Genomic DNA, 26,945 nt, shown 5'->3' with positions numbered 1-26,945 from the left:
GGAGAGACAATCCGTAATCTTATCGGTGCAACACAGCTTAGTGACGCCTCTACAAGATACCGTGCAACAGATAGAGCAATGTGTAACTCTGGAGTTCCCATGGACCTTGAGAAATGGCATTCAATTGACAGAAACCCTAGAGAAACAAGCTTTAGAAGCTTATCAGACTGTTCAAAACTTACTTACCGTGAAAGCGTCTGTTGAAGACATAGCAGAGGCTCTTGATGTGCTTGAAGGTGGTTTGACAATGCAAAAAATTTCGAATGTAGAAGCGCGTGCAAAGGCTTATATCGCAGCTCTTAACGGCATTTCACTCTGGTCTTTATTGCAAGCCGTTAAAAATCTTATACGTGGTGAGGCAAAAGGCATGTCCACAACATTTGTCCCCTCATGCGCTGATCTAGCGCAGTATTGTCGTGATTTAGAAAGCAGGCTTTATGGTGTTGCTGAGAGAGTTTTTACAGCAGTTGAAAATACGCGTAACCTAGCCTTAGGAGGCAAGCGCATTTCATTCATGAGAATAGGAAAGCCTAGTGAAGAGTGTCATGACAGTAGCAATTCAAAAGCGGCTTAAAACAGCAAAATAGTGAAAAGTGCTGATCATTTTGGAACACGATAAAAACATTCCTATTTTATATGTTATAAGGCGTTGTTTTTAGGGTACCACTGGAGACTATCATGATATTTACTTCATTTGAATTAGAAAATTTTAAAGGAATAGGAGAGCCTCTAAAAATAGATTTCTCAGGAGGAGATAGAAGTTTTCCTTTTATTTTGGTGGGAAATAATGAATCAGGAAAAACAACAACTTTGCAAGGTATTCATCTCTTGTCACAGCTATGTTTAGGGAAACAATTAACAGTCGAAGATTTTGCTTCTATACGTCCTAAAACAGCTTTTTTTGATGAAGATATTGTTTTATCTACCACAATTTTATTGGATGAAACAGAGATTGAAAAATTAGCTAAGATTAAAACACTTAAAAAAATCAAAGATGATTTACTTGAAAAAAAACAGACACTCCATTTATCTTTTGTATATTCATTCGCTAATAGTATTTGCACAGAAAAATATATAAAGATCAACGGTAAGAATTGTGGAGATGAAACAGCAACAGCTCTTTTAAATTACCTAAAGGGCCACATTCCTGAAATCGTCTATTATGATGATTTTATGTTTGATGTACCTGATAAGATTAGATTTTTAAAAAGTGAAGCTCCATATTGCTATAAAGAATTAAAAGAAGATAGTTCGCTAAGCGATAAAAAGAATCTTTTATGGCATGATATTTTTAATGATTTATTGGTTGGCAGTCGTAAAAAACGCTCTAGTAAAGAACCAAAACTTGATATTAGCTTTCAACGTGATATCGTTGATTGTAATGATAAAGATGCCGTCGATCAACGTCTATCTTCTATAAATGATTATCTTAACACTGTTGTTACCAAAGATTGGGAAGACATTACGGGAGGAAAAACTGTATTTGATAGATTTAGCATAGAAAAAGCGATAGAATCTCATTCTTACTTTGTAGATTTTTGTTTAAAGGTCAAAGCCAAGGACCGTACTTTTTCTTTACATGAAAGAAGCAAAGGATGTCGTTGGTTCTTTTGTTTTAAAGTACTTACAGATATCCGTACCAATAGGAGCAAAAATGGAATAATTTTCTTATTGGATGAACCAGCGAGCAATCTACATATCCACCCCCAAGAAAAAATATTACAATCCTTACAGAAATTATCATCTTTTGACAAGAATAGCGTGATTTATTCTACTCATTCTCCTTATTTGATTGAAGATACTCATGTAGATAATTTGTTTATTGTCCGCAATGAAGCATCTGATTGTGATGATCCTAAAATTCTATGTAGTAAAATTTCTCAACTAGACAAAAGAAGTGACGAATGGCTGAGATCCATTGAACCTGTTTTACAGAAAATTACAATGAATCAAGTTAAGGGACTTGGTAAAAACTGGAAAGAAAGAATTCTAAAAATTGGTAATGCTACTAAAGAAGTAGGTACCATTGCTGATTCTTTTCAAAAAGTTATTAATTTACTGCAGAATGTTTTGTGATCAGTCATTATCAAGAATCAGTCATCTAAAACATAATTTTATATGTTAAAAAACAACAATATCCTTTTGAAATAATTGAAAAAATATGCAAATCATGCTAGGATTTTGTATGTATTAAAATACAAGTTTAAGGTAAAAAAACATGCTAAATAAAGTGATGTTAATCGGGCGTTTAGGTGCTGATCCCGAAAGCAAAACAATGAATTCTGGAGCAGAAATAGTCAATTTTAGTATAGCAACTTCTGAAAGCTATACGGATAAAAATACTCATCAAAAAGTAGAGAAAACGGAATGGCACTCCATTGTGGTTTTTAATCCACATTTAGCAAAAATTGCTCTTCAGTATCTCAGTAAAGGTTCAAAGGTTTACATAGAAGGCAAATTACAAACACGTAAATGGCAAGATAAAAATGGTCATGACCGTTACACAACAGAGATTGTCTTACCACAATTCAAAGGCGAGTTGTATTTGCTTGATGCCAAAAAAGAGCAATCGGCATTCCCTTCACCCATTACTTCTCAAAATTATGCTATCGCTTCAGGTGCTACTGATCATGGCACATCTCTTAACGATAGCATGCCATTCTGATTGAAAAAATAGAGCAAAAATAAGAATGTGGATTTCCACAGATACGGGGGATGTATGAGAAAGAAAGATGCCTACATTTCACAAGTGAAAGTACGTCAAGATCCTGTTAATCAATTGGCAATTGAAATGCGTGCTAAACGCTTCTGCTTGACCATAGAAGAGGCTAAAAGTCCGCTTGCTGGTTCTTATGTTGGGCGGCTATGTTTGCAAGGCGTGCTTACTCAAGATCAGTATGATGCTGCGCAAAAATATCTTGAAGTGAGAAATGACTATTCGTGTGCAAAAGGTTTGCCAAGCGCTGTTTATGATGAAATGCCATCATCTTCTGATGACAAAGCAAGAGAGAAGTGGGTTGAACGTGCAACAGAACAGTTTTGTAACATGCAAGAGGTAATCAAAGAAACACAATGCCTCTATAAACAGTATAATCTTTATGCGGCTCTACAATATCTTGTTAGTGAAGATCAAACGTTGCCATATCTTATAAATTCATTGCAGATTGCTCTGAATGCGCTTCATAGACATTTTACGCAAAAGCGCAAAAAAGACTATTGAATAGTAGGCTTTAGAGTGTTATATTTTTGTATAATACTGAAGGGAGCGTTTTATGCACACAACAAAATTACGTAAAGTTGGGGGATCAGTGATGCTCTCCATCCCACCTGCATTGCTTGATGTTCTTCACTTGACTGAAAATACCGAAGTTGGTTTGGCTATTGATAATGGTCGTCTTGTCGTGGGACCATCAGTCCAGCCGCGATACACGATGGCTGAGTTATTAGCTGCCTCCGATTATTCGCAACCACAATCACCTGAAGACCGTGAGTGGGTTGATTCCTCTGCTGTAGGGGGCGAGCTTATATGAGGCGTGGTGATATCTATATGGTAGATTTGGAACCAATCCAAGGACGAGAGCAGCGTGGGTACCGTCCTGTCGTCATTGTTTCTCCTGATGATTTTAATCAAGCAACAGGTTTACCAGTTATTTTGCCGATCACAAGCGGTGGAAATTTTGTTCGCCGTATTGGATTTGCAGTGCCGCTTACGGGTACAAGAACGAGGGGTGTTATTCGTTGCGATCAGCCTCGTGTTCTCGATTTGGTGGTGCGCAATGGGCGTAAAGTAGAAAGTTTGCCAACAGCTATTATGAATGAAGTATTAGCGAAGGTTGTCACGATCTTTAGTTGATCAATTATATGTAGAATCCAGTCTTCCAGATAAGATATTACCACATCTTGTAAGTTCATTACGGATTGTTCTGAATGCTCTACAGAAATATTTTGACAAAAAACTAAATGGTAGATGTTTTATGTTGTTTCTTTCGCTTTGACGTGAAATGTTTTTCTGTGTAATTCGTTGTATTTGTATTACAATGAATACAAAGATGAGGATTGCGTTATGACGATATCTATTCGGTTGTCAAGTGATCTCGAAACACGTTTGAATAATTTAGCTGCTAAGACAGGACGTACAAAGTCTTTTTATTTACGCGAGATTATTGAACGTGGAATAGAGGAAGCAGAGGATTATTATTTAGCTTCACAAGTAAGAGAGCGCGTTCGAAGGGGAGAGGGTACTTTTTATAGCTCTGAAGAGGTGAGGAAAGAGCTTGGCTTGGACGATTAGGTGTTAGAAAACTGAAGCAAAGTCTGGACAAATATTTTTCACAAAAGCGCATAATCGTATTGGTTTATAACAAATATTCTACCAAATGCTCGTAGGATTTGTTGTAATGAAAATCTTTATTTTCGAAAATTGTCTCCTGCTTTTCGATATGAAATTGTTTGTATTCTTCCTTTATAGCTTTTTTCAGTGCATTCACCTTTTCTTCACCGAAGATAATTTGTAGTTTCTCTCTTGAATTTATTATATTTACGAGCATATCCCAATAGATAAATCTATTATAGCATTTTTTACTTGCTGATTTAATTTGTTCTATTGTTCCTAATTTATAAGTTTTCTCAAATGTTGGAATATTTTCAGAAATGTATAGATTATAATTATCTTTTTCATTTATGAGTTCTTTATCTTTCTCTTTACACTCATTTACCTTCCATTTTACCTCTTCGGTATAACGGTCTTCATCTAAAGAAATATATCCTTCTGTAACAGTTTCAAGAAGACGCTTATAATGAATAAAAATTTCTCTTGCTATTCTATAGTCATCCGAAATGTCATACAACAATGTCAGTAAATATTTTTTTATCCCTACTAGGCATTCATACTTAGGAGGCAAATGCCATGATTTCAGTATTTCTTCTATCTCTTCGTATTCTGTATTTTTAGACATTTCATCCCAGTAGATGTCAAGCGATTTATCATTTTTATAAAACCCATGTAACGCTTGTTTTTCGTACTCGGCTATGATCATATCATCAACCACATATAACCACCAATGCAACAAAAACATTGTAGGTTTATGACATGTTTTTTCTGTAAGGGGATCTACGATTTTTTCAACAACTATCCCGTTTTTTTTCATGAGTCGCATTGTTTTTAGATAGCTTTTCTTAAAAGCTATGTGTTTCTTGAATACATTGATTTTTTCGCAATGCTCAGCAGAAGGTTCTGTTTCCAAAGCTTTCTTATAGAGAAACGGTATTTCTTTATATCCTTGAGTACAGATCTCTTTTATGATGGGATGGTGATGTTCATAATCTTCACCTATCATTATGGGATCTTTTATTCTTAGTATATCCTTTTCCCACTGTTTAATTTCTTTATTCCATTGCCTAATCCATTTTTGCGATATTTTTCGAGTTTTTTTTAAAAGACTTTTATCCCATTTCGTAATTTGTTCTTTGTATATTTCTATTTCTCGATTTTTCTGTTCCTGAAGTAACTCGAATTGTTCTTCATAGTCATTTATTCTTAAATAGCTCCTAAAAGACAGTAAAGTTGCTATTATTAGTAATATGTTCACTGAGAATTCAAAATATAAAAACACATCGATTATTATGATTAATAAAATCGTATTTTCGAATCCTACATTCCAACCTTTCTCTCCTACCTTCGAAATGTGGTAGATCATATTTGCTGCTATTAATATTCCTCCTATGACTATAATTATTTCCATTATTCCCCCCACTTTTTGCTAATCAATAATTTAGTGCTTCCGTATAATTGATTCGTTTAGAGGATACAATTGTGAGTTATTGGGTGCTAAAGATACTAGATTTAGGTGAAAAAAATAAAAAATACACAATATAGTGATTTTTTTGTTGACAGGATATGAAAAATAGTGTTTTATGGCATTGCTGTACTAGTCGAATTGTGTCTAGAATTACGGTAAAGGTATAACCTTTCTTATAAGTTTATATGATTGTTCAGAGCCCTGCTTTTGCGGGGTTTTTTATTGTCTTGTTTACAAAAAGAAACACACATGAAAACCACTGAAAAACTTGCAAAAAGAACGCCCCCAAAGGCAGGTCAAGGGCGGGTAAAAGGTGTGCCAAATAAAACGACACGTATTTTGAAAGAAGCAGTGCTTAAGGCAGCAGAGCGCGCTGGTAAGAAATATGGTGATGATGGTTTGGTCTCTTATCTAGAAAAACAGGCAATCAAATGCCCCGCTGCTTATTTGGCATTGTTGGGGAAGATTTTGCCTCTTCAAGTGACAGGGGAAGATGGCGGGGCGATTAAGATGATAACGCGTGTGGAAATCGCGCCTTTAGTTCATGACAACACGACAGATTAATATTGTTCCAAAGCTTATACCGATTTTTACAGATAAGGCTTTGGTGCGTGCGGCTTGGGGTGGAAGAGGGTCTGGAAAGACAAGATCATTTGCCTTGATGGCTGCTTTAAAAGGCTATCAATTTGGTAGGGAAGGGATATCAGGCACTATACTTTGTGCACGTCAGTTTCAGAATTCGCTAGCAGAGAGTTCATTGGAGGAGATTAAGCGCGCCATTGAAGCGCACGACTTTTTAAAGGACTATTACAAGGTTGGGGAGTCGTCGATTAAGTCAATTGATGGTCGTATAGCCTTTCAGTTTTCTGGTCTGGACCGGAATATTGCAAGTATCAAGTCTATGGGGCGTATTTTGCTCTGTTGGGTTGATGAGGCAGAGCCTGTCACAGAGACAGCTTGGCAAACGCTTATACCGACTTTGCGAGAAGAAGGAGAGGGATGGCGGGCAGAGTTATGGGTGACATGGAATCCATTACGAGAGAATGCCCCCGTTGAGAAGCGGTTTCGCTTTTCAGACAATGAGGCAATTAAGCGTGTAGAGATCAATTGGTCAGACAATCCGAAGTTTCCCAAGATCTTGAATGAAGCACGATTGGATGATCTGAGAAACCGCCCCGAGACCTATAAGCATATCTGGGAAGGGGATTATCTGAAAGCGGTTCAAGGTGCTTATTATCAAAAGGAAATGTTGGCAGCCGAGCAAGAGGGGCGGATAGGGCGTGTTGCTCGTGACCCTTTAATGCAAATACGTGCTTTTTGGGACATTGGGGGGACAGGCGCCAAGGCAGATGCCACGGCGATATGGATAGCACAGTTTGTGGGGCGAGAAATCAGAGTGCTTAATTATTACGAAGCACAGGGGCAGCCTTTATCGGAACATATAGGCTGGTTGCGTCACAATGGTTATGAGAAGGCATTGATGGTTTTGCCCCATGATGGTGCGACCAGAGACCGTGTGCACAATGTGAGTTTTGAGAGTGCTTTAAATGATGCGGGTTTTGAAACGCAAGTGATCCCTAATCAAGGGGCAGGGGCGGTTAAGATGCGTATAGAGGCGGTGCGGCGTATTTTGCCGTCTGTTTGGTTTAATGAAGAGATGACGGTAGCAGGGCGCAAAGCACTGAATTGGTATCATGAGAAATGGGATGAGAAGCGCGGCATTGGTTTGGGTGCAGAGCATGATTGGTCGAGCCATGGGGCGGATGCCTTTGGTTTAATGTGCATTGTCTATGAAGCACCCAGTGTCAAACCCAAGCAAGAGCGTTATTGCACTATGGAAAGAGAAGCGGCATCATGGATGGCATTCTAGATCAAGACTTTCAAAAAACGACAATCCTCGATGAATATGAACTCTATAAGCGTTTAAAGTCTTGGTACGCAGAAGATATTGAACATGTTAATGAATGGCGTGAACAGGCGCGTGAAGATTTTGATTTTTATAATGGTCGTCAATGGGCAGAGGAAGATCTTGCGGTTTTAAAAGAGCAACGCCGTCCTGTCATGACTTTTAACCGCATTGCACCCCTTGTGAATGCTATTGTTGGGGCGGAGCGTAATAATAAGCGCGAAGTACAGTTTCAACCACGGCAAATGGGAGCGGCAATACCCAATGAATTGCTTACTGGAGCAGCAGAATGGTTTCGTGATGAGGCAGAGGCGGAATATGCCGATTCCGATGCTTTTCAGGATATGGTTATTTGCGGTATGGGCTGGACAGATACGCGGCTTGATTATGATACAGATCCCGAAGGGATACCTGCTGTTCAACGTTTAGATCCCTTAAAAATGGTTTGGGATGCCAATGCTGTAAGACCAAATCTCATTGACGCACAGCGTATGTGGTATGTTGATCGCAAATCCGTTGAGGATGCTAAAAGTCTTTTTCCTGATGTTGCTGTTGAAGATCTTAACGCCGATTGGGCTATCGATAGTACAACCGCTTCTGAGGATTCTCATGTGTCGCTTGATGCGTATCAAGATGACTCCAATGCGACTTCTCTCTCAGATCCGTATTCTGGGAAACGCTATGTTACGCTGGTTGAATGCCGTTGGTTTGAATATGAGACCACTTACAAGGCGCCTGATCTTCAAACCGGACAGATGCGCAACTATAGCAAACAGGAGTTTGAACAGCTTCAAAGGGTAATGCCACAATTACAAGGGGTGTGTTTTAATAAAAAAGTGGTGAGACGCGCTTTTCTGGGACGACGTCTTTTAGCAAATCCCGATAAGCCATTAGCACCTGATGGGCAACTTGGGTGGGAGTGTATCACGGGCACGCTGGATAAGCTTAAAAACCAGTTTTACGGGATTGTTCGCCCCGCAAAAGATCCACAAAAATGGTCGAATAAATATTTTAGCCAAGTGATGTATATCCTTAATAGCCAGTCTAAGGGCGGCTTGATAGCAGAACGAGGCGCTTTCGATGATGATCGCCAAGCCATGGAAAGCTGGGCGCGAACGGATACGATTACTTGGGTTAAAAATGGCGCGCTTACAGGAGGGAAAATTCAACCAAAGCCAAGTGCACAATTTCCCAATGGATTTTTCCAGCTGTTTAATGAATCGCGTGAAGCGATAACGCATGTAACAGGGTTATCGGCTGAGTTTATCGGAACACGGGAGGTCAACCAAGCCAATGTGCTGGAAAATACACGCCGGCAATCAACGCTTAATTTGCTTGCGGGGCTGTTTGATAATCTCAAGCTTTATCGGTGTAGGCAGGGAAAGATTATCCTTTATCTCATTCAGAATTATCTCTCTGATGGGCGTCTGGTACGTATTTCTGGACAAGAGAATGCGCAGTATGTTCCATTAACACGTGAAGCTGTCACAACGCTTGAATACGACATTATTGTTGATGATTCACCGACAAGCCCCAATGAAAAAGAGAAAACTTTTGCGACAATTACGCAGATGTTGCCATTGCTTGGTGGGTTCTTAACACCGGAGATGATTCCAGATCTTTTAAAGCTTTCCCCACTACCGGCAACATTGGTAGCAAATTTAACGGCAAAAGCACAGCAGGCACAACAAGAACAACAGCAACAGCAGATGATGCAACAAAGCCAAGGGGCGCAATTAACTCCAGAGCAACAAGCAAAGATTGCTGTTTTACAGCAAGAAGCGCAAGCAAAGAGCACACTCTATCAACTTGATGCGCAGCAGAAACAAGCGGCATTGCAGCAGAAAAATATCGAACTTTTCTTGAAACAAGAACAAGCGCGCATGCAGCTCGAACTTCAACAGGCAAAAAATGAGATAGCGCAGCGTGATTTAGAACGCAAAGCTTTACAGACACAGTTGGAACACTATCGAGTTTTGACAAAAAATATAATAGCACATTGAAGGGACAGAATATGGAAGAAGAGTTTACGCCAGAAGAACAAGCAATCTATGATGAACATTTTGCCAGTGATAATGCTGTTGAGTTGGTCGAGCCAGAACAAGTTGAGGAAGTTTTTGATGCAGAGGAAAGTTCTGAACAGCCAGCTGTAGAACCACTTCAAGAGCAGCCAAATTCTGATGTAATAGAATCTGATAAACTAGAGCAAGAGCGGCAAGCACGCCAAAAGGCAGAACAAAGCGCCATTGAAGCGCGTGAATTGGCTATTGAACTTGCGCAAAAATATGCCGCAATGCAGGAAGAAATCACGCGCCGCCGTGAGGAAAATATTCCCTCCCTAGAAGACGACCCAAAAGCACATTTTGCATGGCTTAGTCATAAGGTACAAGAACAACAGAAATTGCTTGATGAGTTTTCTCATATGAGAGAGAGCCAAGAGCGCATGAGTCAAGAGGAATATGAACGCCAAAAGTTGGGGGATTATTTCGAGGAAGCCAAAGCGCAAGTACAAGATAAATATCCAGATTTAGACAGTATCACGGACTATCTCTATGAAAGAGCAGACAGTGTCTTACAAGCGCAAGCAAGCCTTTATCCGCAATGGAAAGACCCAGAGGCACGGCAACAACAAATTGGTGCTGAATTGCGCCAAATATGCCAGCAGTGTCAGAAAGCTGGTATAAACCCAATTGAGGTGCTGGTGCAAAAAGCGAAAGCTTTTGGCTATAGTGGAGCGCCAGTTAAGGACGAAGTGGAAGCCCTTCAAGAGCGCTCTCAAGCAGCGCGGACGCTTACAGCGCGCGGCGGGCAAGTTCCAACAGGCGGTATGGATGTGAGAACGCTTTTTTCCATGCCGGAAGCAGAATTTGCAGCATGGGTTGAGAAAAATCCCAAAAAATTTGAACAAATTATGAGCAGAGCATGAAGATGTGCGTGGTGACGCAACAGAGAGAACCAAGTGATTGTTATCGTTTGGGGGTGCCGCAAGGCGAGTTTTAAAAACCAAGAAAGGCATTAATTGAAATGGCAGTAACAGAAGTAAAGCTCAATGACCCATTAGCCGTTGGCGTTTGGGCTAAGATGCTAAACACAGAGACCTCAAAAGCGTTGCCTATTGCACCGCTGATGGGGGAGAGCAAAAACAGCATTATCCAAGTGTTGGATGTGCTAGGAAAATCCGCTGGTGACTCTGTGACGAGCGGATTAAGAGTCCAACTTATGGGGGATGGCGTTAGCGAGGGACAAACGCTGGAAGGCAATGAAGAAGCCCTCCAATTTATGAATGAAAAGGTGCGCATCAACGAGCTTACTCATGCTGTGCGCATCAAATATGAAGGCTCTATTGATCAACAACGTGTTCCCTTTAATTTGCGTAAGGAAGCAAAAGATGGGCTTGTTGATTGGTATGCAGATCGCTTAAGTTTGATGTTCTTCATTCAGGCAGCAGGTTATACAGCACCATGGATGCAGTTTGAAGGACGCAACATAACGCTTAAACCGGTGCATTATGGTTTTAATGCTCCATTAGAGCCAAGCAAATTGCGTGTTATTCGCCCAGCTAAGAAAAAGACTGATGAAGAGCTTACAAAAGACGATGTTTTTACATTAGATCTTATAGATCAAGCTGTTGAACGTGCTAAACTTGCTAATCCACGTTTGCGCCCTGTTCGTGTTGATGGAAAATCTGCTTATGTGATGTATCTCCACCCAACACAGGTGACCCAATTGCGTACCAACACAAAGAGCGGGCAGTGGTTAGACATTACCAAGGCGGCTTATGATGGTTCTGGAGCGAAGAATCCAATTTTTAATGGTTCTTTGGGGATGTATAACGGTGTCATTTTGCGTGAAGCAGAGCATGTCCCTAATGGTGTTAATTCAAAGACACAAGAGCCTGTAACATCTGTTCGTCGTGCTGTTTTGCTTGGTGCGCAAAGTATCATCATGGCTTATGGGCGTATTGGTAATGGTGCAACAGGAGGCAATGGGGAAAATAGTGCGACGCGTTATAAAATTGTTGAAGAACTGTTTGATTATCAACGTGAATTTGGTTTGGCTGCAAAAACCATTATCGGCATGAAAAAGTCACGCTATACCTTGCCGCATTCTGATCAAGGGGGACAAGATTTTGGCACGATTGTTATCCCTTCTTTTGCTGAAGCAAGCTAACAATTTTAACTTCATTAAAGGATGACAATTATGGCAGAAAAACCGCCAATTACACAAAAACCTGCTGAACCTGTTGAAACCGTTGAGACTGTTGGCATGACAGATGAGGGATTGCCACATGTTTTGCAAGGACGCAACAATTGTACACAGCAGGTTAGTTATTTACGGGCACGTGTTAAATGTACAGACCAAGGGTTGATAACGAAAATTGGTGTTCTACCCCGAGGGGCTTTTATAAAAAGTATTACAGCTTATCCCATGGAGGATTTTGAAGATGTAAAAGCTACATTTGGAAAAGAGCCTCATGGTAATGATTATGGAGATATAGGGCTTACGCAATATTCCAATAGCGATCTGTACCTCCCTATGAAGGAACGAGATGTTTCGTTAGAGGCTGAAAGTACGATTTATATGACACGAGACAAGAAAAGCACCAAAGGTGATGCTGAGGTGATTGTTGAGTTTTATACAAATCGTTAAAGGCAAGGGGGCGTTTGTTGCTTGCGTCCCCCTCCCATACAAGATGCCGCAAGACATTTGGAAGAGAGTCATATGACAATAATAGTACAGACAGGTGGTCCGATTGGAGACAAACAGACCATTGCTCCTTGGGATAAAAATTTTATCCAGATGTTAAACGATATTCAGGATGAAATAGATGATCAAACAGATGAGTATGTTGATCAAGTGCAAAGGGCGATATTTTCGGCTATTCGCTTTTGTGAACGATTGCCTTTTTATTTCAATGAAAGCCGCGAAGTTGTTTTTACCACTATAAAGGGAAAAAGCCGTTATGGTGCAGAGGCACATCCTTCAATGACAGGGGCTGTTCGCATTGTTGATGCTTACATTTATGAAGATAATCACAGCAAAGCAAAGCTTTTGCATACAGATCCGCTTGTTATTGAGAATCTTGAGGATGATTGTAGCCATGGCATACCTACCCGCTATGCTTATTTTGAACAAAAGCTTATTTTGTATCCAATCCCAGACCGTATCTATTCTATCAGGCTTATTCTTGATCCTATAAGAATAAAAGACATTGAGAGTGCACAAGAAGCTTCAATATGGTTTTTGGAAGCCTATGAACTGATCAAAACCCGCGCAAAATATGAAATTTATACCAATATTATTAAAGAACCACAGATGGCTGCGGCAGCTTTTGCCATGTTTCAAGAGCAACTCGATGCGCTACAAATTGAGACTTCACGGCGCAAGAATTTGTTGAGAGTTCAACATACGGATTTCTGATGACCTTTATTCCTATTGCTGAGTTTAGACCAGATGTTGCATTTATTAACACTGGTTATTCTCGTGAGATTGTGAACGTTTTACCAGCACCCAATTCCTATATTCCAGTTCCCAAAGTTGCCCCCGTTTCAGAACCTTTTCCGGATGTGATTTTAGGAGTCTATGCAGTAAGGTCGTTAAGTGGTGTGCGGATTATTGTAGGGACATCAACAAAGCTTTACGAATATGATAACAGCACACGCGGTTGGAAAGATATTAGCAAGCTTGGGGAACAATATCACGCCAATGAAACGGCACCTTGGTCTTTTGCTGTCTTTGGTGATTATATCATTGCCGTTAATAACAATGATACACCGCAAATATTCGCCTTAAAGACAGCAGAGAGATTTGAAGATTTGGGGGGGAATCCCCCGCGTGCTGGACTTGTTCGTATTTGGGGAGATTTTGTCTGTTTAATGAAATTAACAGATAAGCCAAATCGTGTTCATTGGTCAGGTCTCAATGATGCAACACACTGGAAAGTTGGCGAGAAAAGTTGCGATTATCAAGATTTCCCAGATGGGGAATATGTACAAGGAGCAACGCAAGCAACCAACCCGCTTATTTTTATGCGTTCTGCTATTTATCATGCAACCTTCGTTCCAGGGTCTAAAATAATATTTAGTTTTGTCAAAATAAAAGACAAAATAGGGGCAAAAAGTAGCACAGCAATTGCAAGTCGTGGAGATTATACTTTCTTTATTTCTGATGATGGTTTTTATCAAATCAACAATACTGGTGAGATGTTGCCTATTGGTTTTGGCAAAGTCGATAAAACTATCTTTACGCTTTACAATAACTTTGCCATTGATGAAATAAAAGCCTGTATTGATCCGGTCTATTCACGCGTTTATTTTTCTATAAATGACGATATGATGGGGATGAATATCTATGTTTATGATTGGCTTTTGCAAATATGGAGTGTCATTAAAGGACAGAGACTTCACTTATTTCCTCTCTTTGCGGCGGGTTACACATTAGAAGGTTTAGACGAAGTACAAGAATGCTTGAGAGATTTACGCGCTTCTCTTGATAGTAAAATGTGGCAAAATGGTGCGCCAATGTTGGGAGCGTTTACACAAGACAATAGATTTGGTTTTTTTGCTGGTCCTCCTATGGAAGCTGTCATTGCTTCACAAATTGTAGGGGATACGGGCAGACAGATTAATCTTATGAGTGAGGCTTTTGTTCAAGCAGATACGACAAGTGGTCTTTTAAGCGTTGGAGCTGCTTTTATCATTGATAATAGAAATCAATTAAATTGGGCGAAAGAGCGTTACGCGGGCTATAGCAGCGGAATGTACAATATCCGCTCTAGGGCACGCTATCATGCTTTGCGACTTAGAATACCAGAAGGCACCCCATGGACACATATAACAGGCTTTGATGTAACGCTCAAACCCGCGGGCATAAGATGAGTTTTAAGATCTATAATACAGAAAAATGGAGCGCTGAACAAATGGCGCCCTATTTTGAGAATGTCATAAAATCGATAGCTTATTTTAATCAAAAATTCCCTGATGATTATAATACAGAAACCATTTTAAACGATATTTTGAAGGGAGAAAAAGTTCTTTGGATTATCGTTGATGCGCATGAAAACTTTATGGCGCATGTCACAACACAGTTACAAGAACTCGTCACTGGAGCATTAAGGGCGGTTGTTGTCACACTTGGTGGAAAGGGAGGAGCGCCTTTAACAAAGCTTATCACTCAGATTGAAGCTTATTACAAGAAAAAAGGGGCAAAAGAGCTTGTCATCATAGGCAGGCGAGGGTGGGAAAAATCTCTTAAAACGCATGGATATCTCGTTAATCTTTTAGAATATAGAAAGCAGCTTTAACATGGGAAAAAGTTCTAAACCAATCCAGAATACCCAAAACACGACGCAAACAAATGAACCCCCTGCATGGGCAAAAGGTATTTTTGAACACGCCGCTCAAGATGCCATGACTTTTTATAATCAAGGCAGCGGAAAAGCCGTCTATGATGGGCAACGTGTAGCAGGTTTAAGTGATCAAACAAAGAATGCGATTAATGGGCTTAGCAATAATACGCATAACTATGATAACAATTATTTAAATGGATTAGCCACATGGCAAAATTCAACAAGCCAAAACTTAAAGAACATGGCTTCAGGGCAACAAATAGGCAATAACCCTTACTTTAATGAAGCACTTCAAAACGCATTAAATAAAGCAACAAGCTCTATTAACAGTTCGCTAGCAGGAGCTGGGCGTTATGGTTCGGGTGCACATACCGGCGTTTTGGCTGATGAATTGGGGGGCATAGCAACACAAGCTTTATCACAGCAATATAACCAAGATGTCAACAACATGATGAATGCCAATAGTCTCATTGACCAAGCAAACCAAAATCAGTTGGCGGGTGCCAATAATTTCTTTCAAGGTCAAGGTCAGGCAAATCTTAATGCGTTGACGGGAGGGAGTGTACTTGATGCCAATCATCAACGGCAATTAGATGAAGAGCGGCAAAAATGGGAGCAGCAGAACAATCTTGATTGGGACCAGTTAAGTAAGTTGCTTGCAGCTGGTGGGGCTGTTGCTGGAAATTATGGAACGCGAACAGGACAAATGACGACATTGACTCCACAGCCAAAACCTAATCCATGGGAGATTGTTGGAAATGTTGGAACTATCCTTGGTACTTTTGCTGGGCTTAGTGACATCAGAGCAAAAGAAAACATCAGAGAGGCTGGGCAGAGAAATGGCTATACACTCTATGAATACAACTACAAAGGTTATCCAGAGCGCTATCGCGGGGTGATGGCGCAGGATGTTTTGAAGACAAATCCTAAAGCTGTTTTTTTGCATAAGGCGACAGGTTTTTTGCATGTGGATTATAGCAAGCTTGGATTTGAAATGGAAAGGGTGCAGTGATGGAACAAAACAGCTTTAATACTTTATCACTATTTATGAATCCAAAAGTTTTGCGTCCTTTAATACATCAGGGTCTTTTTCAGTTACCTAAATATTTTTTTCAAAAACATTCCACGCCTTCAAACACGCCGTTGGAAGGGCGATACAAGCCAAGTTTTTTAGAACGTGTTGCTTTTAGCACAAACCCTTTTGATGCGAGCAATGGGGATAATACTCCACAAAAATTGAGTCCTACAGAGCTTATTCGTGGTTCTCAAACAGGGACAGAACAAGCTGGGAAAAAAACGCCAGCAGAATTGATTATGTCTACAGATGATTTAAAGCGCCAAATGCCTCCATTACCGGATGCTTCAAAGGATACTGTTAAGATACAAGAGGCGTCAGAGCAACAAAAGTATGACTTCTCAGATCAGGGAGGTGTTGCATCAATGATCCCTCAATCTCCACTTGTTGGGAACATTGATCAGTCTAGTGGGGATGAAGCTGGGCGACAGCAAAAAGATGTGATGGATTATATTGCTCAACTTAATGAGAAATCTATAGCGGCAAACTCTTTGAAAAACGATTCTGGAAATGATGAGGAAAAGCTTTTTGAGGCACCCATAGGAGAAGAAAAACATTTGAATGCACACTTACCAGAAGAGGAACATTTAAAAGCAAGTGCTAAGCCCGAACAGGCAACCGATTATGTAAACGCAGTTGGGAACTTTATTCATAAAGATGCAAATCCAAGCAGCTTATGGGAGCGTTTTAGAAAATCAGAATTTTCCGAGCATCTCATGGATTTTTTTGCGGGGTTAGCATCAGGAAAAACACCGCAAGAAAGTTTTTCAAATGCGGCACTTGTTATGCGGCAGGGCAATAATGTACGTGCTCAAAATAGACCAATTTTTGAGTTTTTACGCTCTAAGGGATATAGTGATAAAGACGCACAAGCCCTTGTGCAATATCCAGATCTTGCCATGAAAGTTATAGGCAACACATTAAGCCCTCAAGAAGGCTATAGAACATTGACATCAGAAGAAAAGGCAGAGCAGGGATTGCCTGAGGATATGACTTTCCAAGTCTCAACAAGCACAGGTAAAATTATACCTGTCCAAGGAGGACAGCGTTCCACTGCTTCTGGATTAGGAGGAAATACTGATAACATGCTGTCAAAGCCTGAATCAGGTTATATGTATGTTAAGGACGAAAATGCACTTGGTGGCATACGTGCGATGCCAATTGCAGGCAGTGGTTCAGAACATAAATTAATTCAAGAACAGAAGGAGGAGGAGCGTAAAAACCAACAAATGCAAATGCGAATTCTGGAAACAGCAGACAGGTCAAATCGTATACTCTCAGCATCTAAAGAATTGCTAAAAACTATTGAGGAACACCCGCATGTTGTTGGTTTCACGGGTTCTATAGGGTCGTTCCTTCCTAATTCTAAGGCAAAAGATTTTGGGCATATGCTCGATTCATTGAAGGCAAGTATCGGGCTTGATGCCTTGAGAAAAGCAAAAGCATTTTCACCAAATGGCGCATCTGGCTTTGGGAATTTGTCTAATATGGAATTGCAAGCATTGCAAAACTCTGTAGCAGCACTGTATCAAGATCTTTCTGCAGAGCAAATGAAGAAATCTTTAAAAACAGTTATTGACACTTTCAATAAATCCAATGCAGCAACGCGCGCAATTCTTTTTGGTGGTGCAGAAGCAACAAACGAGCTCGTTCGAGCCGCCTATGGGCAAGATGCTTATAAGGGAAATCATGCACAGTCAAATGATCCACTAGAAAAACAGATAGAAGCATTGCCGGAAGGCATGTTGTTCGTTGATAGAGATGGACGCATTAAGGAGAAACAAACCAATGGCTGAAGTAATCCCCCCTCTTATTAATCGTAAAAACACAAGAGTCATTGGGCATATAAGCGACTATACACCAGAACAGCTTCAAGAGCTTTTCGCGAAGAATAAGGAAAGGCTAAGTGGTTCTGTTACAGGAAATAGTGGTGCAACAGAAGAAGATAGTCCACATCCAAGTGCAGCGGGTGCTTTTGGATGGGGTGCTCTTCATGGGTTAACTATGGGGTATGATGATGAAATAGCTGGAGTATTCGCTTCGGGACCTCTGGGACCTATTAATTATTGGATGGGAGATAAAGAGGCAGTCAAAAAGTATAATGAAGTGACAAAGCGATGGCGTGATTATCAAAGAGCGGCGAACCGAGATCATTTTTATGCATCTCTTGCGGGGAATTTAGCGGGCGCTGCAATTCCTTTTCTAATACCAGGTCTTGGCGCTCCTGCTGCTGCTCGTGCGGCAATTGGGGCTGATGTTGTGCTGGGAGGTAGAGCTGGTGTTGCAGGAGCACAAATAACCAGTAAAGCTTTAGCAGCAGGAGAAAGGGCGGTGCAATCTGCTTTAGCAGAGGGTGCGGAACGGGCAGCGGCAAAAGCTGCAGGTGAAGCAGCAATGAAAGCAGTAGCAAGTAAAGAGGCGGCAAAATTTAGCTTGGGGCGTGCAGCAAAAACTGGAGCCATTTATGGTGGAATAGCAGGCAGTGGTGAGGGGGAAGGGCTTGCAGATACTCTAGTGTCTGCTGGGGTTGGTGCAGGGCTAGGCGTTGCAACACCATTTGTGGCACATTCTGCTTTAAAGGTTACACCTTTTGTTACAAAACCATTCAAAGTAACGGCTTCTGGTGTTAAGAAAACATCTGCTGTTGTCAAAAAAACAGCTGAGAAATTGTTTGGTAAAACTGAACCAATAACACAAGGTGTAGAAAAAGAAGCATTTCAGATAAGCGATAGAGCGCTTAGGGATGTAAGCCAAACTTTAGGGGATGAAGGTGTTGATAAACTTGAAAGGGCATTAAAACAGCGAGGTCCTGATTCAATGATTATTGATCTTCATGATGAGCTTGCTACAAGAGCTTTTAAGGCAGCAAAAAAAGATTCTGATACATATTCGCTCATAAGTAATCGTTTGAATGAAAGGCAAGATGCGAGTGCATTGCGGGTAAAGAATGCGTTGACAGATGTGATGGGTCCAAAAGTAGATACGCTTAATTTAAAGCAAGAGATTATCAAACAAGCACAGAAAAAGGCTGAACCATTTTATGAGAGGGCGAAAGCTTCTCCCATTTCTAATGCTGTTCGTGAAGATTTATCGCGGTTGCAAGAAACTCCTGCCTTCCAAAAAGCCTATAAAAAAGCAATTGCGCAAATGCCAAATGAAGCGGATGCAACAGTTATAGGGAGCAATGGATATCCAAAGCTGAATATGCGAATTTTACATAAGATGAAAGAGGTTTTGGATGATCAAATTAATTCTGCGCGCATCAAAGGAAAACAAGGATATGCGCGAGATTTGACTCTGTTCAAACAACGCATTCTGGACGTTTTGGATACGTCCTCTCCAGATTATGTTAAAGCACGGAAAATTTATTATGACGAGCGTACTATTGGTGATGCCCTCGAGCAGGGAGAGCAAGCGCTGAAGAAGAGCGTTAATCTCGACACAATCAACAGTCAACTTTCGGATTTTGGGTTGATGGAAAAAGAGGCGTTTCAAAAAGGTATACGGTCGCAAGTAGAACATGCGGCAGGCAATGCACAGAATTTTGACCACAATCTTTTGAGTTTGTTTGACACAAAAAATGGTCAAGAAAAATTACAGCGTATTTTTGGTGAAGATAAAGCTAAGCAACTTATGAAAGTGTTGCGACCAGAAGTGGAAAGAACAAAGCTTTTTGCACGATTGCCAAACCATATAGGTGAAGTGGAAGAGAGGGGGGCACAACAGACTATGGGTATAGGAAAGATTGCTTTCATCAAGGCAGTTGTAAAAAATTTCGCAAGAGAATTTGGACGCAAATTCTCAAGCGTCCATAAAGATACTGAGAGAGATATTGCAGCGCTTATAACAGCGCGGGAAAAAGGAGATTTTGGGTTAGCAAGAGAAAAAGCCATTGAATTAATTAAGACGTTTCATGAAGCAGAAAAGAAACGCTTAATAACACGAGAAAATTATACGAAATTCATTAATTTTGTTGGCATTATTTTGAATAGCAGCGTTGATAGAACGGTTATAAACTAATGATCAATTTTCATCCTAAAGTGAAGCGTGCTATCTCACAGGCAGCACAAAAATATGGTTTACCAGAAAGCTTTCTTGAACGTATTGCTATGATAGAAAGTAATGGTAATCCAAATGCAAAAAATAAGAACAGCAGTGCAGGGGGGCTGTATCAATTTCTCGATTCAACAGCAAAACACTATCAACTGAATGACAAGTTTGATCCCTTTCAAGCAACCGATGCTATGGCACGGTTAACGAAGGATAATACGCGTTATTTAGTCACAGCATTAGGCAGAGAGCCATCAGAGGCAGAGCTTTACCTCGCACACCAACAAGGAGCAGCAGGGGCAGTAAAGCTTATCAAAAATCCACATATTCCAGCAAGCCAGCTTTTAGGTCGACAGGCAGTCACACTCAATGGTGGCAATATGGAAGCTACAGCAGGGGATTTTATGAATCATATTTATGGGCTTTACAATAAAACGGGAGATGCTTTGAAGAGAACGATACAGCAAAACCAAAGCAATGGACAAGCAGCACCAAACGAGGTGGGTCCTTTGCGTGGGTTTGAGAGGCTTCAAAAGACACTTCAAGGTAATCAAGTGGGTCAAGGTGATCAAGGGGGCAACCAATTGATGGCATATGACACGCCATTCCCAAACAGAATGATGGCACCTGAAAGCAGAGACAATTTAACAGGACAGATTATGGAAACCACACCATTGCAAGCACAAGGTATTGATGCAGGTGCTCTTAAAAAGGGCTTTTCCGGTTTGCTTCATTTAATGAGAGAGAATGGAGAACGACAAAAACAGCAGGCACAGATGGTACAGCAACAAATGTTACAGCAACCAGTCATGGCGGGTTTCTCACAATCGACTGGGGGACCGACAGATTTAACACCTCTTATTGATCCTTCTAGGCGGCAATCTGTTGGTTCCTATGGGCGGCAAAAAGAAGAGCAATTGCGCGAAGAGCTATTAAGAAGAACGGGGGCTTATCATGTCTGATATTTATGACTGGTCACTCACAGCTGATCAAAATGCGAATTCCGATAGTATCATTAATTGGGCAGAAGGGCAGCCGCCTAGTTCTGTTAATGATAGTGCGCGGGTCATGATGCAGCGTATACGTGAATATCTTGCCGATAATGGTGGTTCTCTTGACTCAAAGTTTATTGTGAATGGAAAGGAACAAACAACATCAATCACGTTGACGACGGTGTCGCCGATAGCGAAATATAAAAACGATATCATTATCCGCTTTAAGGCGCGTGGTATAAATATTGGTACGACAACAATAAACATGAATAATATAGGAGCAAAGCCACTCTATAAAGCCACCAGCACAGGGATAGTACCATTAACAGGTGGTGAGTTACAAACAAATGGTATTTATGAAATAGTCTATAATGATGGCGTATCAACAAAAGGTCTTGATGGCTGGTATCTTTTAAACCCTACCCCCATTCCACCACCGAAGGTCGAAACCTTTCCTTGTGGTTTTATTGCGACCTTTGCTATGCAAGAAGTCCCAAACGGCTGGCTTTTATGTGATGGCGCTACTTATGAACGCAAGGATTATCCGCAATTATTCAAGGCGATAGGGGATAAATGGGGAAAAAACAGCGATACAACCTTTAAAGTTCCAGACTTTAGAGGAATGTTTTTGCGCGGCTTTGATAATGGGCGCGGTTTAGATCAAAATAGAGACTTCGCAGAGGTGCAAAAAGACAGCATTAAATCTCATACACATGCTTGTACCATTGAAGAGGCAGGTCAACATACGCATAAGCATGATTATTCTATGGTTACAAGAGTTGGTCAAATAGGTGGCAGAAATCCTGCTTTTGGTAATTCATATTATACAAAAGATACACAACCTGCTGGAGTGCACACGCATAAGGTAACTATTTCTTCAACGGGCGAGGCAGAAACACGCCCTGTTAATGTACCGGTTGTTTATGCCATAAAATCGTGAGTTTTTCAAATGATCAATAATCCGTCTGCTATTGATGATATTGCGGACGCGGAGCAAATCCGCGTCCTTTTTTATGCAAGCAATCGAATGGTTCATGCACCCTTAAATAAGGTACTTGATCTTGTCAAAAGCGACATACAGCATGATCTTTTAAGCGCTTTGGCAGAATATAAAGAAGCGACAGATCAACGCATAGAGATCATGCAAAAACTGATTGATGAATTGCAGTCCTCTCTCTCACACAACAAGACAACGAACTGATTAAGGAATGAAACGCGATGCCATTACCCTATCACACACATATATTTAAGCTTGAACCAGCAACAAAAGAAGAAGTCAAAGAAGGTGTTTTAGATAGTAAGGCTCTTGCACCTGTTTCAGTGGGGAGTGCAGCAGCTTATGAGGTAGAATATTTTGCAACCGCTGCTCAAGGAAAAAAGGCTGATGATGCTATTGCAAAGAGAGATATTGGAGCTCTTGCTTACAAAAATAAGGTCACAATTCACGATATTGAAGCAAGTGGTGAAGCGCATGAGAATGCGATTTTATCAGGCGCTGGCTGGGTAAAAATATCGCCTTTAGGGATTGGCGATATGAAGGCTGCTACATATGATCCCGACAATGTGGGGGCAAATGCATTTTCTATGGAAAATATGCACGAGGGTCCTACCAAAAAGATCTTAACCATAGAGGAAAGATCAAAGCTACGATGGTTGAGTTCTACGCAGCCAACGATGGAAAAATGGCGGAGGGGAGATGAAGGTGTTTATTATCCCATATCTCCGGTAGATCTCAAAAATACCATTCGTTATTTTGTAGGCTCAAAGTCTTTTGGTATGTCAAAATCAGTTTATGATCCAGATAAAATAGAAAAAGATGTATTTGATATGGAGAATATGAAGGAAGGGAAAAAGCATCTTATCTTAACTCCTCCAGAACGTGCACAGATTGCAAAAATTGATAAAGTTGAAGATGTTGCACAACAAGGGATTCATGTTGCAAGTGAAGCGAAGAACGTTGCAGATATTGCATTAAGAACAGCAAATGATGCAAAAGCTTATGCAGTAGATGCAAAAAAAACGGCTGAGACAGCACAAAAAACGGGAGACAGTGCAAAAGCTGAGGCAAATATTGCGCAAACAGCAGCCGATAAAGCGCAAGATACAGCACATAGTGTACAGAAAAAAGTTGATCTCATTCAACCTCTTGCCAAACAAGACTGGATTGATGGCACAAAAACAGTGGATGCACTTATCTCACCAGCCAAACTGATGGCTTCAATCAAAGCAAATAGTAGCAATAGCAGCGGCGGTAGAAACAATGGTGGCGGGGTTAGAAAACCTGTTGAAATTCTGATGACAGAGAGCGGAGATATTCCATTGCCTGATGGTATTACTGCTGACACCGATATCGAAGTATGGGCTTGGGGCGGTGGAGGTGGTGGCGTTAAGGATGGCGGCGGCGGCGGCGGTCAATGTGTGCATGTTAAAATGAAAGGTTCTGATTTAGATAAATTAAAAACAGCTTACATTGGTCGTGGTGGTAAAGGTAATGACAGTAACATTTTGTGCAATGGTGGTAGAACAATGATCAAAGGGCTTGTTACAGCAGAAGGAGGATATTCCGTTTCCATGACTCTCGTTAACTTTGGAGGGAAAGGCGGCGATGGAGGAGGAAACAGGGAGGGCAGCAGTGGTGAAAGCTTTATTTTTTCTGGTGGTAATGGTGGAGGGAGTGGAATAGACGGCAAGAGAGCTGGTACTGGTGGAAGTTCTTTTCTTGGCGGCGGCGGCGGCGGCGGCGGTAAATGTAAGGGTTCTATCATGGGGCAGGGTGGTGAGAGTTACAAAGGTGGTAACGGTGGTAGAGGTGGTAAAGAATGTGGCGGCGGCGGCGGTGGATATTTTGATGGGAAACACGGAAGCGACAAAATTGGCGGCGACGGCGGTGATGGAGCAGTACTCATAAAGGTATATTTATAAGGTGAATTGAACAATGGCACGGAAAATAAGTAAAGACTGTTTATACTGTTTAAAAAAGTGGGAAGGTTTGCGCTTGCAGGCTTATCAAGATGCTTCTGGCATATGGACGATTGGTTATGGTCATACGAAAAAAGCCGGTCAACCAACAGTTGTTGAGGGTATGGTGATTACAGAAAAAAAAGCTGAAAACATGCTTTTAGCAGATTTGCGGCAATATGAGAGGGCGGTAGAAAAAGCAGTTTGTGTGAATTTAAGCGACGAGCAGTTCGGCGCTCTTGTTTCCTTTTGTTATAATGTGGGTATTGCAGCTTTCCAAAACTCTACATTGCTTAAAAGGCTTAATCGGGGGGATTATGAAGCGGTACCAACCGAATTGCAGAAATGGACCAAAGCGGGAGGCAAACGTTTACAAGGTCTCGTACACCGGCGTGTAGCAGAGGCAGGGCTATGGGCGAAAGGGGCTTATGTTTCTTCTAATTATCAAACAGTAGAAACGAAACAACCAACAGGGTTTCTCAAAGCAGAAGCATTGGCACCGATTATTGGTTCTTTCTCAGGTCTTGGTGGGTTTTTAGCGGGCAATGGACCAATCCAATGGGCTTTAGCCGCCATTATGGTTTTAGCGGCATGTACTGGCATTTTCTTTGTTGCTAAACGCTTTCAGGAGCACCGCCTATGATCTTATGGATGAAAAGAAACTTGATGGTAACAGGTGCGGCTTTAGCCGCTTTTTTTATTGCCTTAGCAAAAGCTTTTACTCTTGGGAAAAAAGTAGAGCAACAAAAGCAAACAGAAAAAGCTTTAAAAGCAGCCACAACACGGCTTGAGGTGGAAAGTGAAGTTAATCAAAAAAGTGATGCTGATATGCGTGCTGCTCTCTCTCACTGGTTGCGCGACAAATAAATATGCTTCTTCTTGTGTTGGCTGGTTGCCAATTTATTTAGACAAGAAAGATCTGAACGCCATCAGTTCCAATTTAGCAAGAGAGATCTTAAAGCACAATACTCTAGGTGAACGCTTGTGTGGGTGGAAACATGGTTAGAAAAAAATCCAAAAAACACACAGAGCTTACAGAATCAGAAAAAGAAATGCTTCAAGAAATGATCATCACCTATCAAAGCGTGAAAATGATGTCTCGCTTGATGAAGTGGATAGCATTTTTTCTTTTTTTGCTTATCCTCGATTTTGCACGCCTCATGGACGCGCTAGATAATGTCATTGCACATTTAAAGCAGTGGTTTTCAAAAAATTAAAAAAACCATTATAGTAAAAAATCAGTTAACAAAAACCTGAGAATTTCTGCTAGAATCACGAGAGAGCTTCTTTTTTAATAGGATTTTTTAGATGCCAACACCATTTGGTAAAACCTTACGCAAACTTCGCATTGATCATTCAGAACGCCTTTTAGATATGGCTAAAAAATTAGATATATCTGTAGCATTTTTATCATCTGTAGAAATTGGCAAAAGATCTGTTCCTGTAGGATTAGAGGAAAAGATAATTGAACTCTATACTTTAGATCAAGAGGTAGCAGAAATTTTGAGAAGAGAATCGGATGCTTGTCGCAAAAGTTTCACTATAAAGCCTTCTGATACATTCAGATGTGAAGCTGTTGGTATGTTCTCTAGACTGATAAACATTATTTCACAAGAAGATTTAGAACTATTAAAAAAATTATTAGAGAAAGCTGGCAAAAAGAATGCGCTTCGTAGAAGCATGTTCGAGAATCCTATTCCCGAACCTTTATTTACGAATCCCGCACCTTGAAAAAACACACATGAAATCAATAAGTTATAGCACCATAAAAGTGCTGTGGCGGAGGGGGTGGGATTCGAACCCACGGTACAGTCTCCTGCACGCCGGTTTTCAAGACCGGTGCCTTAAACCGCTCGGCCACCCCTCCAAACTAGATATGCTTTTTGACAAATTTCTTGTAAAAGGTCAATCATTTTAATACGCATTTTAAAGCGTTCTTTGTAAAACTATTTAAGTTTCAATTAAAATAATTCTTCATAAGTTAATTCTTTGAGTGTGTTATCTAAGAGTTTCATTTTTAAACATGATAGTTTTTTCTGAAAAAATGAAAGGTAATTATGATATTTATCATTTTTTTCCTGTTTAAAAATTTTTTACAAAGCAATATTTTTTTTAAGTTCTAACAATCGTTTTCGTAATAATAAGAAATGTTTAGTTGAAAATGTTTGATAAATTATATTAAATTCCGGTCGTGTATTTTTGAATTATTTTACCTTTCCAGATATTTATTTTATTTAGATCGTTTATATTGTCGAAAAGAAAATGTTATTACTCTGACAGTTTATGAGAGATAAATTTGTAAGAATGACATATATATTCAAGGAAAGTTTTTATTGAGTTTAAATTAAGTACAATTCAATAAGAAAGCTCTTTAAAAGATTTTAATTTTTTAAATAAAAATATTCAGATATTTAGTGCGTCTAAAGAGTACCTTGGAGGGAATGGCTGATTTGCACTATTTGAATAAAAATTTATGTAAGATTTGCATCGATAGTTTAAAATCTCTTCTAGATATGACTGGAAATTAGGTATATTTGTAATGCTTTTTCTGTGGGATAAGCAAAAAGTTAATTTGAATGGAAGAAAAAATTATTGAGCTCTACCCTTAGATCAATAGATAGTTTGTGAAGGTATTACATAGTTTTTCAAGAATAGAACTTAAAAACGCTAAATTATGCAGAGTCAGAAAGCGTAAACTTTAGAAGACAAAGTTTTAAAAGCCGATTCATTCACAAGTATGTGTAAAATAAAATATTTATGTCTAATATAAGGGAATAGGTGAATCTTGATTCTATTGAGTTTTTTTGCCTCTATCCCT

29 protein-coding genes and 1 tRNA gene are annotated in these 26,945 nt (G+C 40.2%); 28 read left to right on the top strand and 2 right to left on the bottom strand.

Features of this window, described 5'->3' with window-relative positions; translation table 11 throughout:
• The 7 genes from ACFINO_RS07695 to ACFINO_RS07665 form a co-directional block, all read left to right on the top strand.
• Positions 1–574, top strand: a 574-nt coding sequence (locus ACFINO_RS07695) for a hypothetical protein (RefSeq protein ID WP_375655369.1), incomplete at its 5' end; no start/stop codon positions are given.
• 104 nt (positions 575–678) lie between these two features.
• On the top strand, positions 679–2,076 hold the full coding sequence (locus tag ACFINO_RS07690; RefSeq protein WP_375638693.1) for an AAA family ATPase: 1,398 nt from the start codon (positions 679–681) through the stop codon (positions 2,074–2,076).
• A 142-nt stretch (positions 2,077–2,218) separates the two neighbouring features.
• Positions 2,219–2,665, top strand: a complete 447-nt coding sequence (gene ssb, locus ACFINO_RS07685; protein WP_375655368.1) for a single-stranded DNA-binding protein — start codon at positions 2,219–2,221, stop codon at positions 2,663–2,665.
• A gap of 54 nt (positions 2,666–2,719) precedes the next feature.
• Positions 2,720–3,220 (top strand): hypothetical protein, encoded by a 501-nt coding sequence (locus tag ACFINO_RS07680; protein WP_375634842.1) that lies wholly within the window; start codon positions 2,720–2,722, stop codon positions 3,218–3,220.
• A 52-nt stretch (positions 3,221–3,272) separates the two neighbouring features.
• On the top strand, positions 3,273–3,530 hold the full coding sequence (locus ACFINO_RS07675; protein WP_100131165.1) for an AbrB/MazE/SpoVT family DNA-binding domain-containing protein: 258 nt from the start codon (positions 3,273–3,275) through the stop codon (positions 3,528–3,530).
• On the top strand, positions 3,527–3,853 hold the full coding sequence (locus tag ACFINO_RS07670; protein WP_007346765.1) for a type II toxin-antitoxin system PemK/MazF family toxin: 327 nt from the start codon (positions 3,527–3,529) through the stop codon (positions 3,851–3,853). The genes ACFINO_RS07675 and ACFINO_RS07670 overlap by 4 nt, the downstream gene beginning before the upstream one ends.
• A gap of 210 nt (positions 3,854–4,063) precedes the next feature.
• A complete protein-coding gene (locus tag ACFINO_RS07665) occupies positions 4,064–4,291 on the top strand; it encodes a DUF6290 family protein (RefSeq protein ID WP_375607309.1) in 228 nt (75 codons plus the stop codon).
• A gap of 64 nt (positions 4,292–4,355) precedes the next feature.
• On the opposite strand, the gene ACFINO_RS07660 is transcribed toward ACFINO_RS07665, so the two are convergent.
• A complete protein-coding gene (locus ACFINO_RS07660; RefSeq protein ID WP_375634976.1) occupies positions 4,356–5,741 on the bottom strand; it encodes a hypothetical protein in 1,386 nt (461 codons plus the stop codon).
• A gap of 306 nt (positions 5,742–6,047) precedes the next feature.
• Here ACFINO_RS07660 and ACFINO_RS07655 point away from each other — a divergent pair, with 306 nt between their 5' ends.
• The 21 genes from ACFINO_RS07655 to ACFINO_RS07555 all read left to right on the top strand — a co-directional run bounded on the left by ACFINO_RS07655 (position 6,048) and on the right by ACFINO_RS07555 (position 25,858).
• On the top strand, positions 6,048–6,362 hold the full coding sequence (locus ACFINO_RS07655) for a hypothetical protein (protein WP_273724397.1): 315 nt from the start codon (positions 6,048–6,050) through the stop codon (positions 6,360–6,362).
• Positions 6,343–7,668, top strand: coding sequence for a PBSX family phage terminase large subunit (locus tag ACFINO_RS07650; protein WP_375633764.1), 1,326 nt, complete (start codon positions 6,343–6,345; stop codon positions 7,666–7,668). Before ACFINO_RS07655 ends, ACFINO_RS07650 begins: the two co-directional genes overlap by 20 nt.
• A complete protein-coding gene (locus ACFINO_RS07645) occupies positions 7,653–9,707 on the top strand; it encodes a portal protein (protein WP_375655367.1) in 2,055 nt (684 codons plus the stop codon). Before ACFINO_RS07650 ends, ACFINO_RS07645 begins: the two co-directional genes overlap by 16 nt.
• An 11-nt stretch (positions 9,708–9,718) precedes the next feature.
• Complete coding sequence (locus ACFINO_RS07640) at positions 9,719–10,630, top strand: hypothetical protein (RefSeq protein WP_375633762.1); 912 nt, start codon at positions 9,719–9,721, stop codon at positions 10,628–10,630.
• A gap of 98 nt (positions 10,631–10,728) precedes the next feature.
• Positions 10,729–11,874 (top strand): N4-gp56 family major capsid protein, encoded by a 1,146-nt coding sequence (locus ACFINO_RS07635; RefSeq protein WP_375655366.1) that lies wholly within the window; start codon positions 10,729–10,731, stop codon positions 11,872–11,874.
• 30 nt (positions 11,875–11,904) lie between these two features.
• Positions 11,905–12,354, top strand: coding sequence for a hypothetical protein (locus ACFINO_RS07630; RefSeq protein ID WP_375610774.1), 450 nt, complete (start codon positions 11,905–11,907; stop codon positions 12,352–12,354).
• A 72-nt stretch (positions 12,355–12,426) separates the two neighbouring features.
• On the top strand, positions 12,427–13,125 hold the full coding sequence (locus ACFINO_RS07625) for a hypothetical protein (protein ID WP_375634837.1): 699 nt from the start codon (positions 12,427–12,429) through the stop codon (positions 13,123–13,125).
• Complete coding sequence (locus ACFINO_RS07620) at positions 13,125–14,582, top strand: hypothetical protein (protein ID WP_375610776.1); 1,458 nt, start codon at positions 13,125–13,127, stop codon at positions 14,580–14,582. Before ACFINO_RS07625 ends, ACFINO_RS07620 begins: the two co-directional genes overlap by 1 nt.
• Before the next feature lie 41 nt (positions 14,583–14,623).
• Positions 14,624–15,007 (top strand): hypothetical protein, encoded by a 384-nt coding sequence (locus ACFINO_RS07615; protein WP_375610794.1) that lies wholly within the window; start codon positions 14,624–14,626, stop codon positions 15,005–15,007.
• 1 nt (position 15,008) lies between these two features.
• Positions 15,009–16,064 (top strand): tail fiber domain-containing protein, encoded by a 1,056-nt coding sequence (locus ACFINO_RS07610; RefSeq protein WP_375655365.1) that lies wholly within the window; start codon positions 15,009–15,011, stop codon positions 16,062–16,064.
• Entirely contained in the window at positions 16,064–17,923 is a 1,860-nt protein-coding gene (locus ACFINO_RS07605; protein WP_375655364.1) for a hypothetical protein, read from the top strand. Before ACFINO_RS07610 ends, ACFINO_RS07605 begins: the two co-directional genes overlap by 1 nt.
• Positions 17,916–20,147 (top strand): hypothetical protein, encoded by a 2,232-nt coding sequence (locus ACFINO_RS07600; protein WP_375634833.1) that lies wholly within the window; start codon positions 17,916–17,918, stop codon positions 20,145–20,147. The genes ACFINO_RS07605 and ACFINO_RS07600 overlap by 8 nt, the downstream gene beginning before the upstream one ends.
• Positions 20,147–21,139: a transglycosylase SLT domain-containing protein gene (locus ACFINO_RS07595; RefSeq protein ID WP_375655363.1), complete on the top strand. Its 993-nt coding sequence runs from the start codon at positions 20,147–20,149 to the stop codon at positions 21,137–21,139. Before ACFINO_RS07600 ends, ACFINO_RS07595 begins: the two co-directional genes overlap by 1 nt.
• Positions 21,132–22,109 carry a tail fiber protein gene (locus tag ACFINO_RS07590; protein WP_375633752.1) on the top strand — a complete coding sequence of 326 codons (978 nt, stop codon included), beginning with the start codon at positions 21,132–21,134 and terminating at the stop codon, positions 22,107–22,109. Before ACFINO_RS07595 ends, ACFINO_RS07590 begins: the two co-directional genes overlap by 8 nt.
• Before the next feature lie 9 nt (positions 22,110–22,118).
• Positions 22,119–22,370, top strand: coding sequence for a hypothetical protein (locus tag ACFINO_RS07585; RefSeq protein WP_375610781.1), 252 nt, complete (start codon positions 22,119–22,121; stop codon positions 22,368–22,370).
• Between the two features lie 17 nt (positions 22,371–22,387).
• A complete protein-coding gene (locus tag ACFINO_RS07580) occupies positions 22,388–24,091 on the top strand; it encodes a hypothetical protein (protein WP_375634830.1) in 1,704 nt (567 codons plus the stop codon).
• 13 nt (positions 24,092–24,104) lie between these two features.
• Entirely contained in the window at positions 24,105–24,770 is a 666-nt protein-coding gene (locus ACFINO_RS07575) for a lysozyme (protein WP_375612619.1), read from the top strand.
• Positions 24,767–24,994 carry a hypothetical protein gene (locus ACFINO_RS07570; protein WP_375612620.1) on the top strand — a complete coding sequence of 76 codons (228 nt, stop codon included), beginning with the start codon at positions 24,767–24,769 and terminating at the stop codon, positions 24,992–24,994. The genes ACFINO_RS07575 and ACFINO_RS07570 overlap by 4 nt, the downstream gene beginning before the upstream one ends.
• Positions 24,927–25,133, top strand: a complete 207-nt coding sequence (locus ACFINO_RS07565) for a hypothetical protein (protein ID WP_375633750.1) — start codon at positions 24,927–24,929, stop codon at positions 25,131–25,133. The genes ACFINO_RS07570 and ACFINO_RS07565 overlap by 68 nt, the downstream gene beginning before the upstream one ends.
• Positions 25,126–25,344 (top strand): hypothetical protein, encoded by a 219-nt coding sequence (locus ACFINO_RS07560; RefSeq protein WP_375630254.1) that lies wholly within the window; start codon positions 25,126–25,128, stop codon positions 25,342–25,344. The genes ACFINO_RS07565 and ACFINO_RS07560 overlap by 8 nt, the downstream gene beginning before the upstream one ends.
• Positions 25,345–25,435: 91 nt before the next feature.
• Positions 25,436–25,858 carry a helix-turn-helix domain-containing protein gene (locus tag ACFINO_RS07555; protein WP_375634828.1) on the top strand — a complete coding sequence of 141 codons (423 nt, stop codon included), beginning with the start codon at positions 25,436–25,438 and terminating at the stop codon, positions 25,856–25,858.
• Between the two features lie 46 nt (positions 25,859–25,904).
• Here the strand turns inward: ACFINO_RS07555 and ACFINO_RS07550 are convergent.
• Positions 25,905–25,994 (bottom strand) — tRNA-Ser (locus ACFINO_RS07550).
• Between the last annotated feature and the right edge of the window lie 951 nt (positions 25,995–26,945).

The sequence above is a fragment of the Bartonella sp. AA83SXKL genome (assembly GCF_042196965.1).
Classification (GTDB): Bacteria; Pseudomonadota; Alphaproteobacteria; order Rhizobiales; family Rhizobiaceae; genus Bartonella.
The sequence above is the reverse complement of the archived record's forward strand: the minus strand, read 5'-3'. Positions and strand labels throughout refer to the sequence as shown.

Excerpts from the sequence above, each read along its gene's own strand:
- ACFINO_RS07690 (WP_375638693.1), top strand. The coding sequence starts at position 679 with ATGATATTTACTTCATTTGAATTAGAAAATTTTAAAGGAATAGGAGAG.
- ssb (WP_375655368.1), top strand. The coding sequence starts at position 2,219 with ATGCTAAATAAAGTGATGTTAATCGGGCGTTTAGGTGCTGATCCCGAA.
- ACFINO_RS07680 (WP_375634842.1), top strand. The coding sequence starts at position 2,720 with ATGAGAAAGAAAGATGCCTACATTTCACAAGTGAAAGTACGTCAAGAT.
- ACFINO_RS07675 (WP_100131165.1), top strand. The coding sequence starts at position 3,273 with ATGCACACAACAAAATTACGTAAAGTTGGGGGATCAGTGATGCTCTCC.
- ACFINO_RS07670 (WP_007346765.1), top strand. The coding sequence starts at position 3,527 with ATGAGGCGTGGTGATATCTATATGGTAGATTTGGAACCAATCCAAGGA.
- ACFINO_RS07665 (WP_375607309.1), top strand. The coding sequence starts at position 4,064 with ATGACGATATCTATTCGGTTGTCAAGTGATCTCGAAACACGTTTGAAT.
- ACFINO_RS07660 (WP_375634976.1), bottom strand. The coding sequence starts at position 5,741 with ATGGAAATAATTATAGTCATAGGAGGAATATTAATAGCAGCAAATATG.
- ACFINO_RS07655 (WP_273724397.1), top strand. The coding sequence starts at position 6,048 with ATGAAAACCACTGAAAAACTTGCAAAAAGAACGCCCCCAAAGGCAGGT.
- ACFINO_RS07650 (WP_375633764.1), top strand. The coding sequence starts at position 6,343 with ATGACAACACGACAGATTAATATTGTTCCAAAGCTTATACCGATTTTT.
- ACFINO_RS07645 (WP_375655367.1), top strand. The coding sequence starts at position 7,653 with ATGGATGGCATTCTAGATCAAGACTTTCAAAAAACGACAATCCTCGAT.
- ACFINO_RS07640 (WP_375633762.1), top strand. The coding sequence starts at position 9,719 with ATGGAAGAAGAGTTTACGCCAGAAGAACAAGCAATCTATGATGAACAT.
- ACFINO_RS07635 (WP_375655366.1), top strand. The coding sequence starts at position 10,729 with ATGGCAGTAACAGAAGTAAAGCTCAATGACCCATTAGCCGTTGGCGTT.
- ACFINO_RS07630 (WP_375610774.1), top strand. The coding sequence starts at position 11,905 with ATGGCAGAAAAACCGCCAATTACACAAAAACCTGCTGAACCTGTTGAA.
- ACFINO_RS07625 (WP_375634837.1), top strand. The coding sequence starts at position 12,427 with ATGACAATAATAGTACAGACAGGTGGTCCGATTGGAGACAAACAGACC.
- ACFINO_RS07620 (WP_375610776.1), top strand. The coding sequence starts at position 13,125 with ATGACCTTTATTCCTATTGCTGAGTTTAGACCAGATGTTGCATTTATT.
- ACFINO_RS07615 (WP_375610794.1), top strand. The coding sequence starts at position 14,624 with ATGGCGCCCTATTTTGAGAATGTCATAAAATCGATAGCTTATTTTAAT.
- ACFINO_RS07610 (WP_375655365.1), top strand. The coding sequence starts at position 15,009 with ATGGGAAAAAGTTCTAAACCAATCCAGAATACCCAAAACACGACGCAA.
- ACFINO_RS07605 (WP_375655364.1), top strand. The coding sequence starts at position 16,064 with ATGGAACAAAACAGCTTTAATACTTTATCACTATTTATGAATCCAAAA.
- ACFINO_RS07600 (WP_375634833.1), top strand. The coding sequence starts at position 17,916 with ATGGCTGAAGTAATCCCCCCTCTTATTAATCGTAAAAACACAAGAGTC.
- ACFINO_RS07595 (WP_375655363.1), top strand. The coding sequence starts at position 20,147 with ATGATCAATTTTCATCCTAAAGTGAAGCGTGCTATCTCACAGGCAGCA.
- ACFINO_RS07590 (WP_375633752.1), top strand. The coding sequence starts at position 21,132 with ATGTCTGATATTTATGACTGGTCACTCACAGCTGATCAAAATGCGAAT.
- ACFINO_RS07585 (WP_375610781.1), top strand. The coding sequence starts at position 22,119 with ATGATCAATAATCCGTCTGCTATTGATGATATTGCGGACGCGGAGCAA.
- ACFINO_RS07580 (WP_375634830.1), top strand. The coding sequence starts at position 22,388 with ATGCCATTACCCTATCACACACATATATTTAAGCTTGAACCAGCAACA.
- ACFINO_RS07575 (WP_375612619.1), top strand. The coding sequence starts at position 24,105 with ATGGCACGGAAAATAAGTAAAGACTGTTTATACTGTTTAAAAAAGTGG.
- ACFINO_RS07570 (WP_375612620.1), top strand. The coding sequence starts at position 24,767 with ATGATCTTATGGATGAAAAGAAACTTGATGGTAACAGGTGCGGCTTTA.
- ACFINO_RS07560 (WP_375630254.1), top strand. The coding sequence starts at position 25,126 with ATGGTTAGAAAAAAATCCAAAAAACACACAGAGCTTACAGAATCAGAA.
- ACFINO_RS07555 (WP_375634828.1), top strand. The coding sequence starts at position 25,436 with ATGCCAACACCATTTGGTAAAACCTTACGCAAACTTCGCATTGATCAT.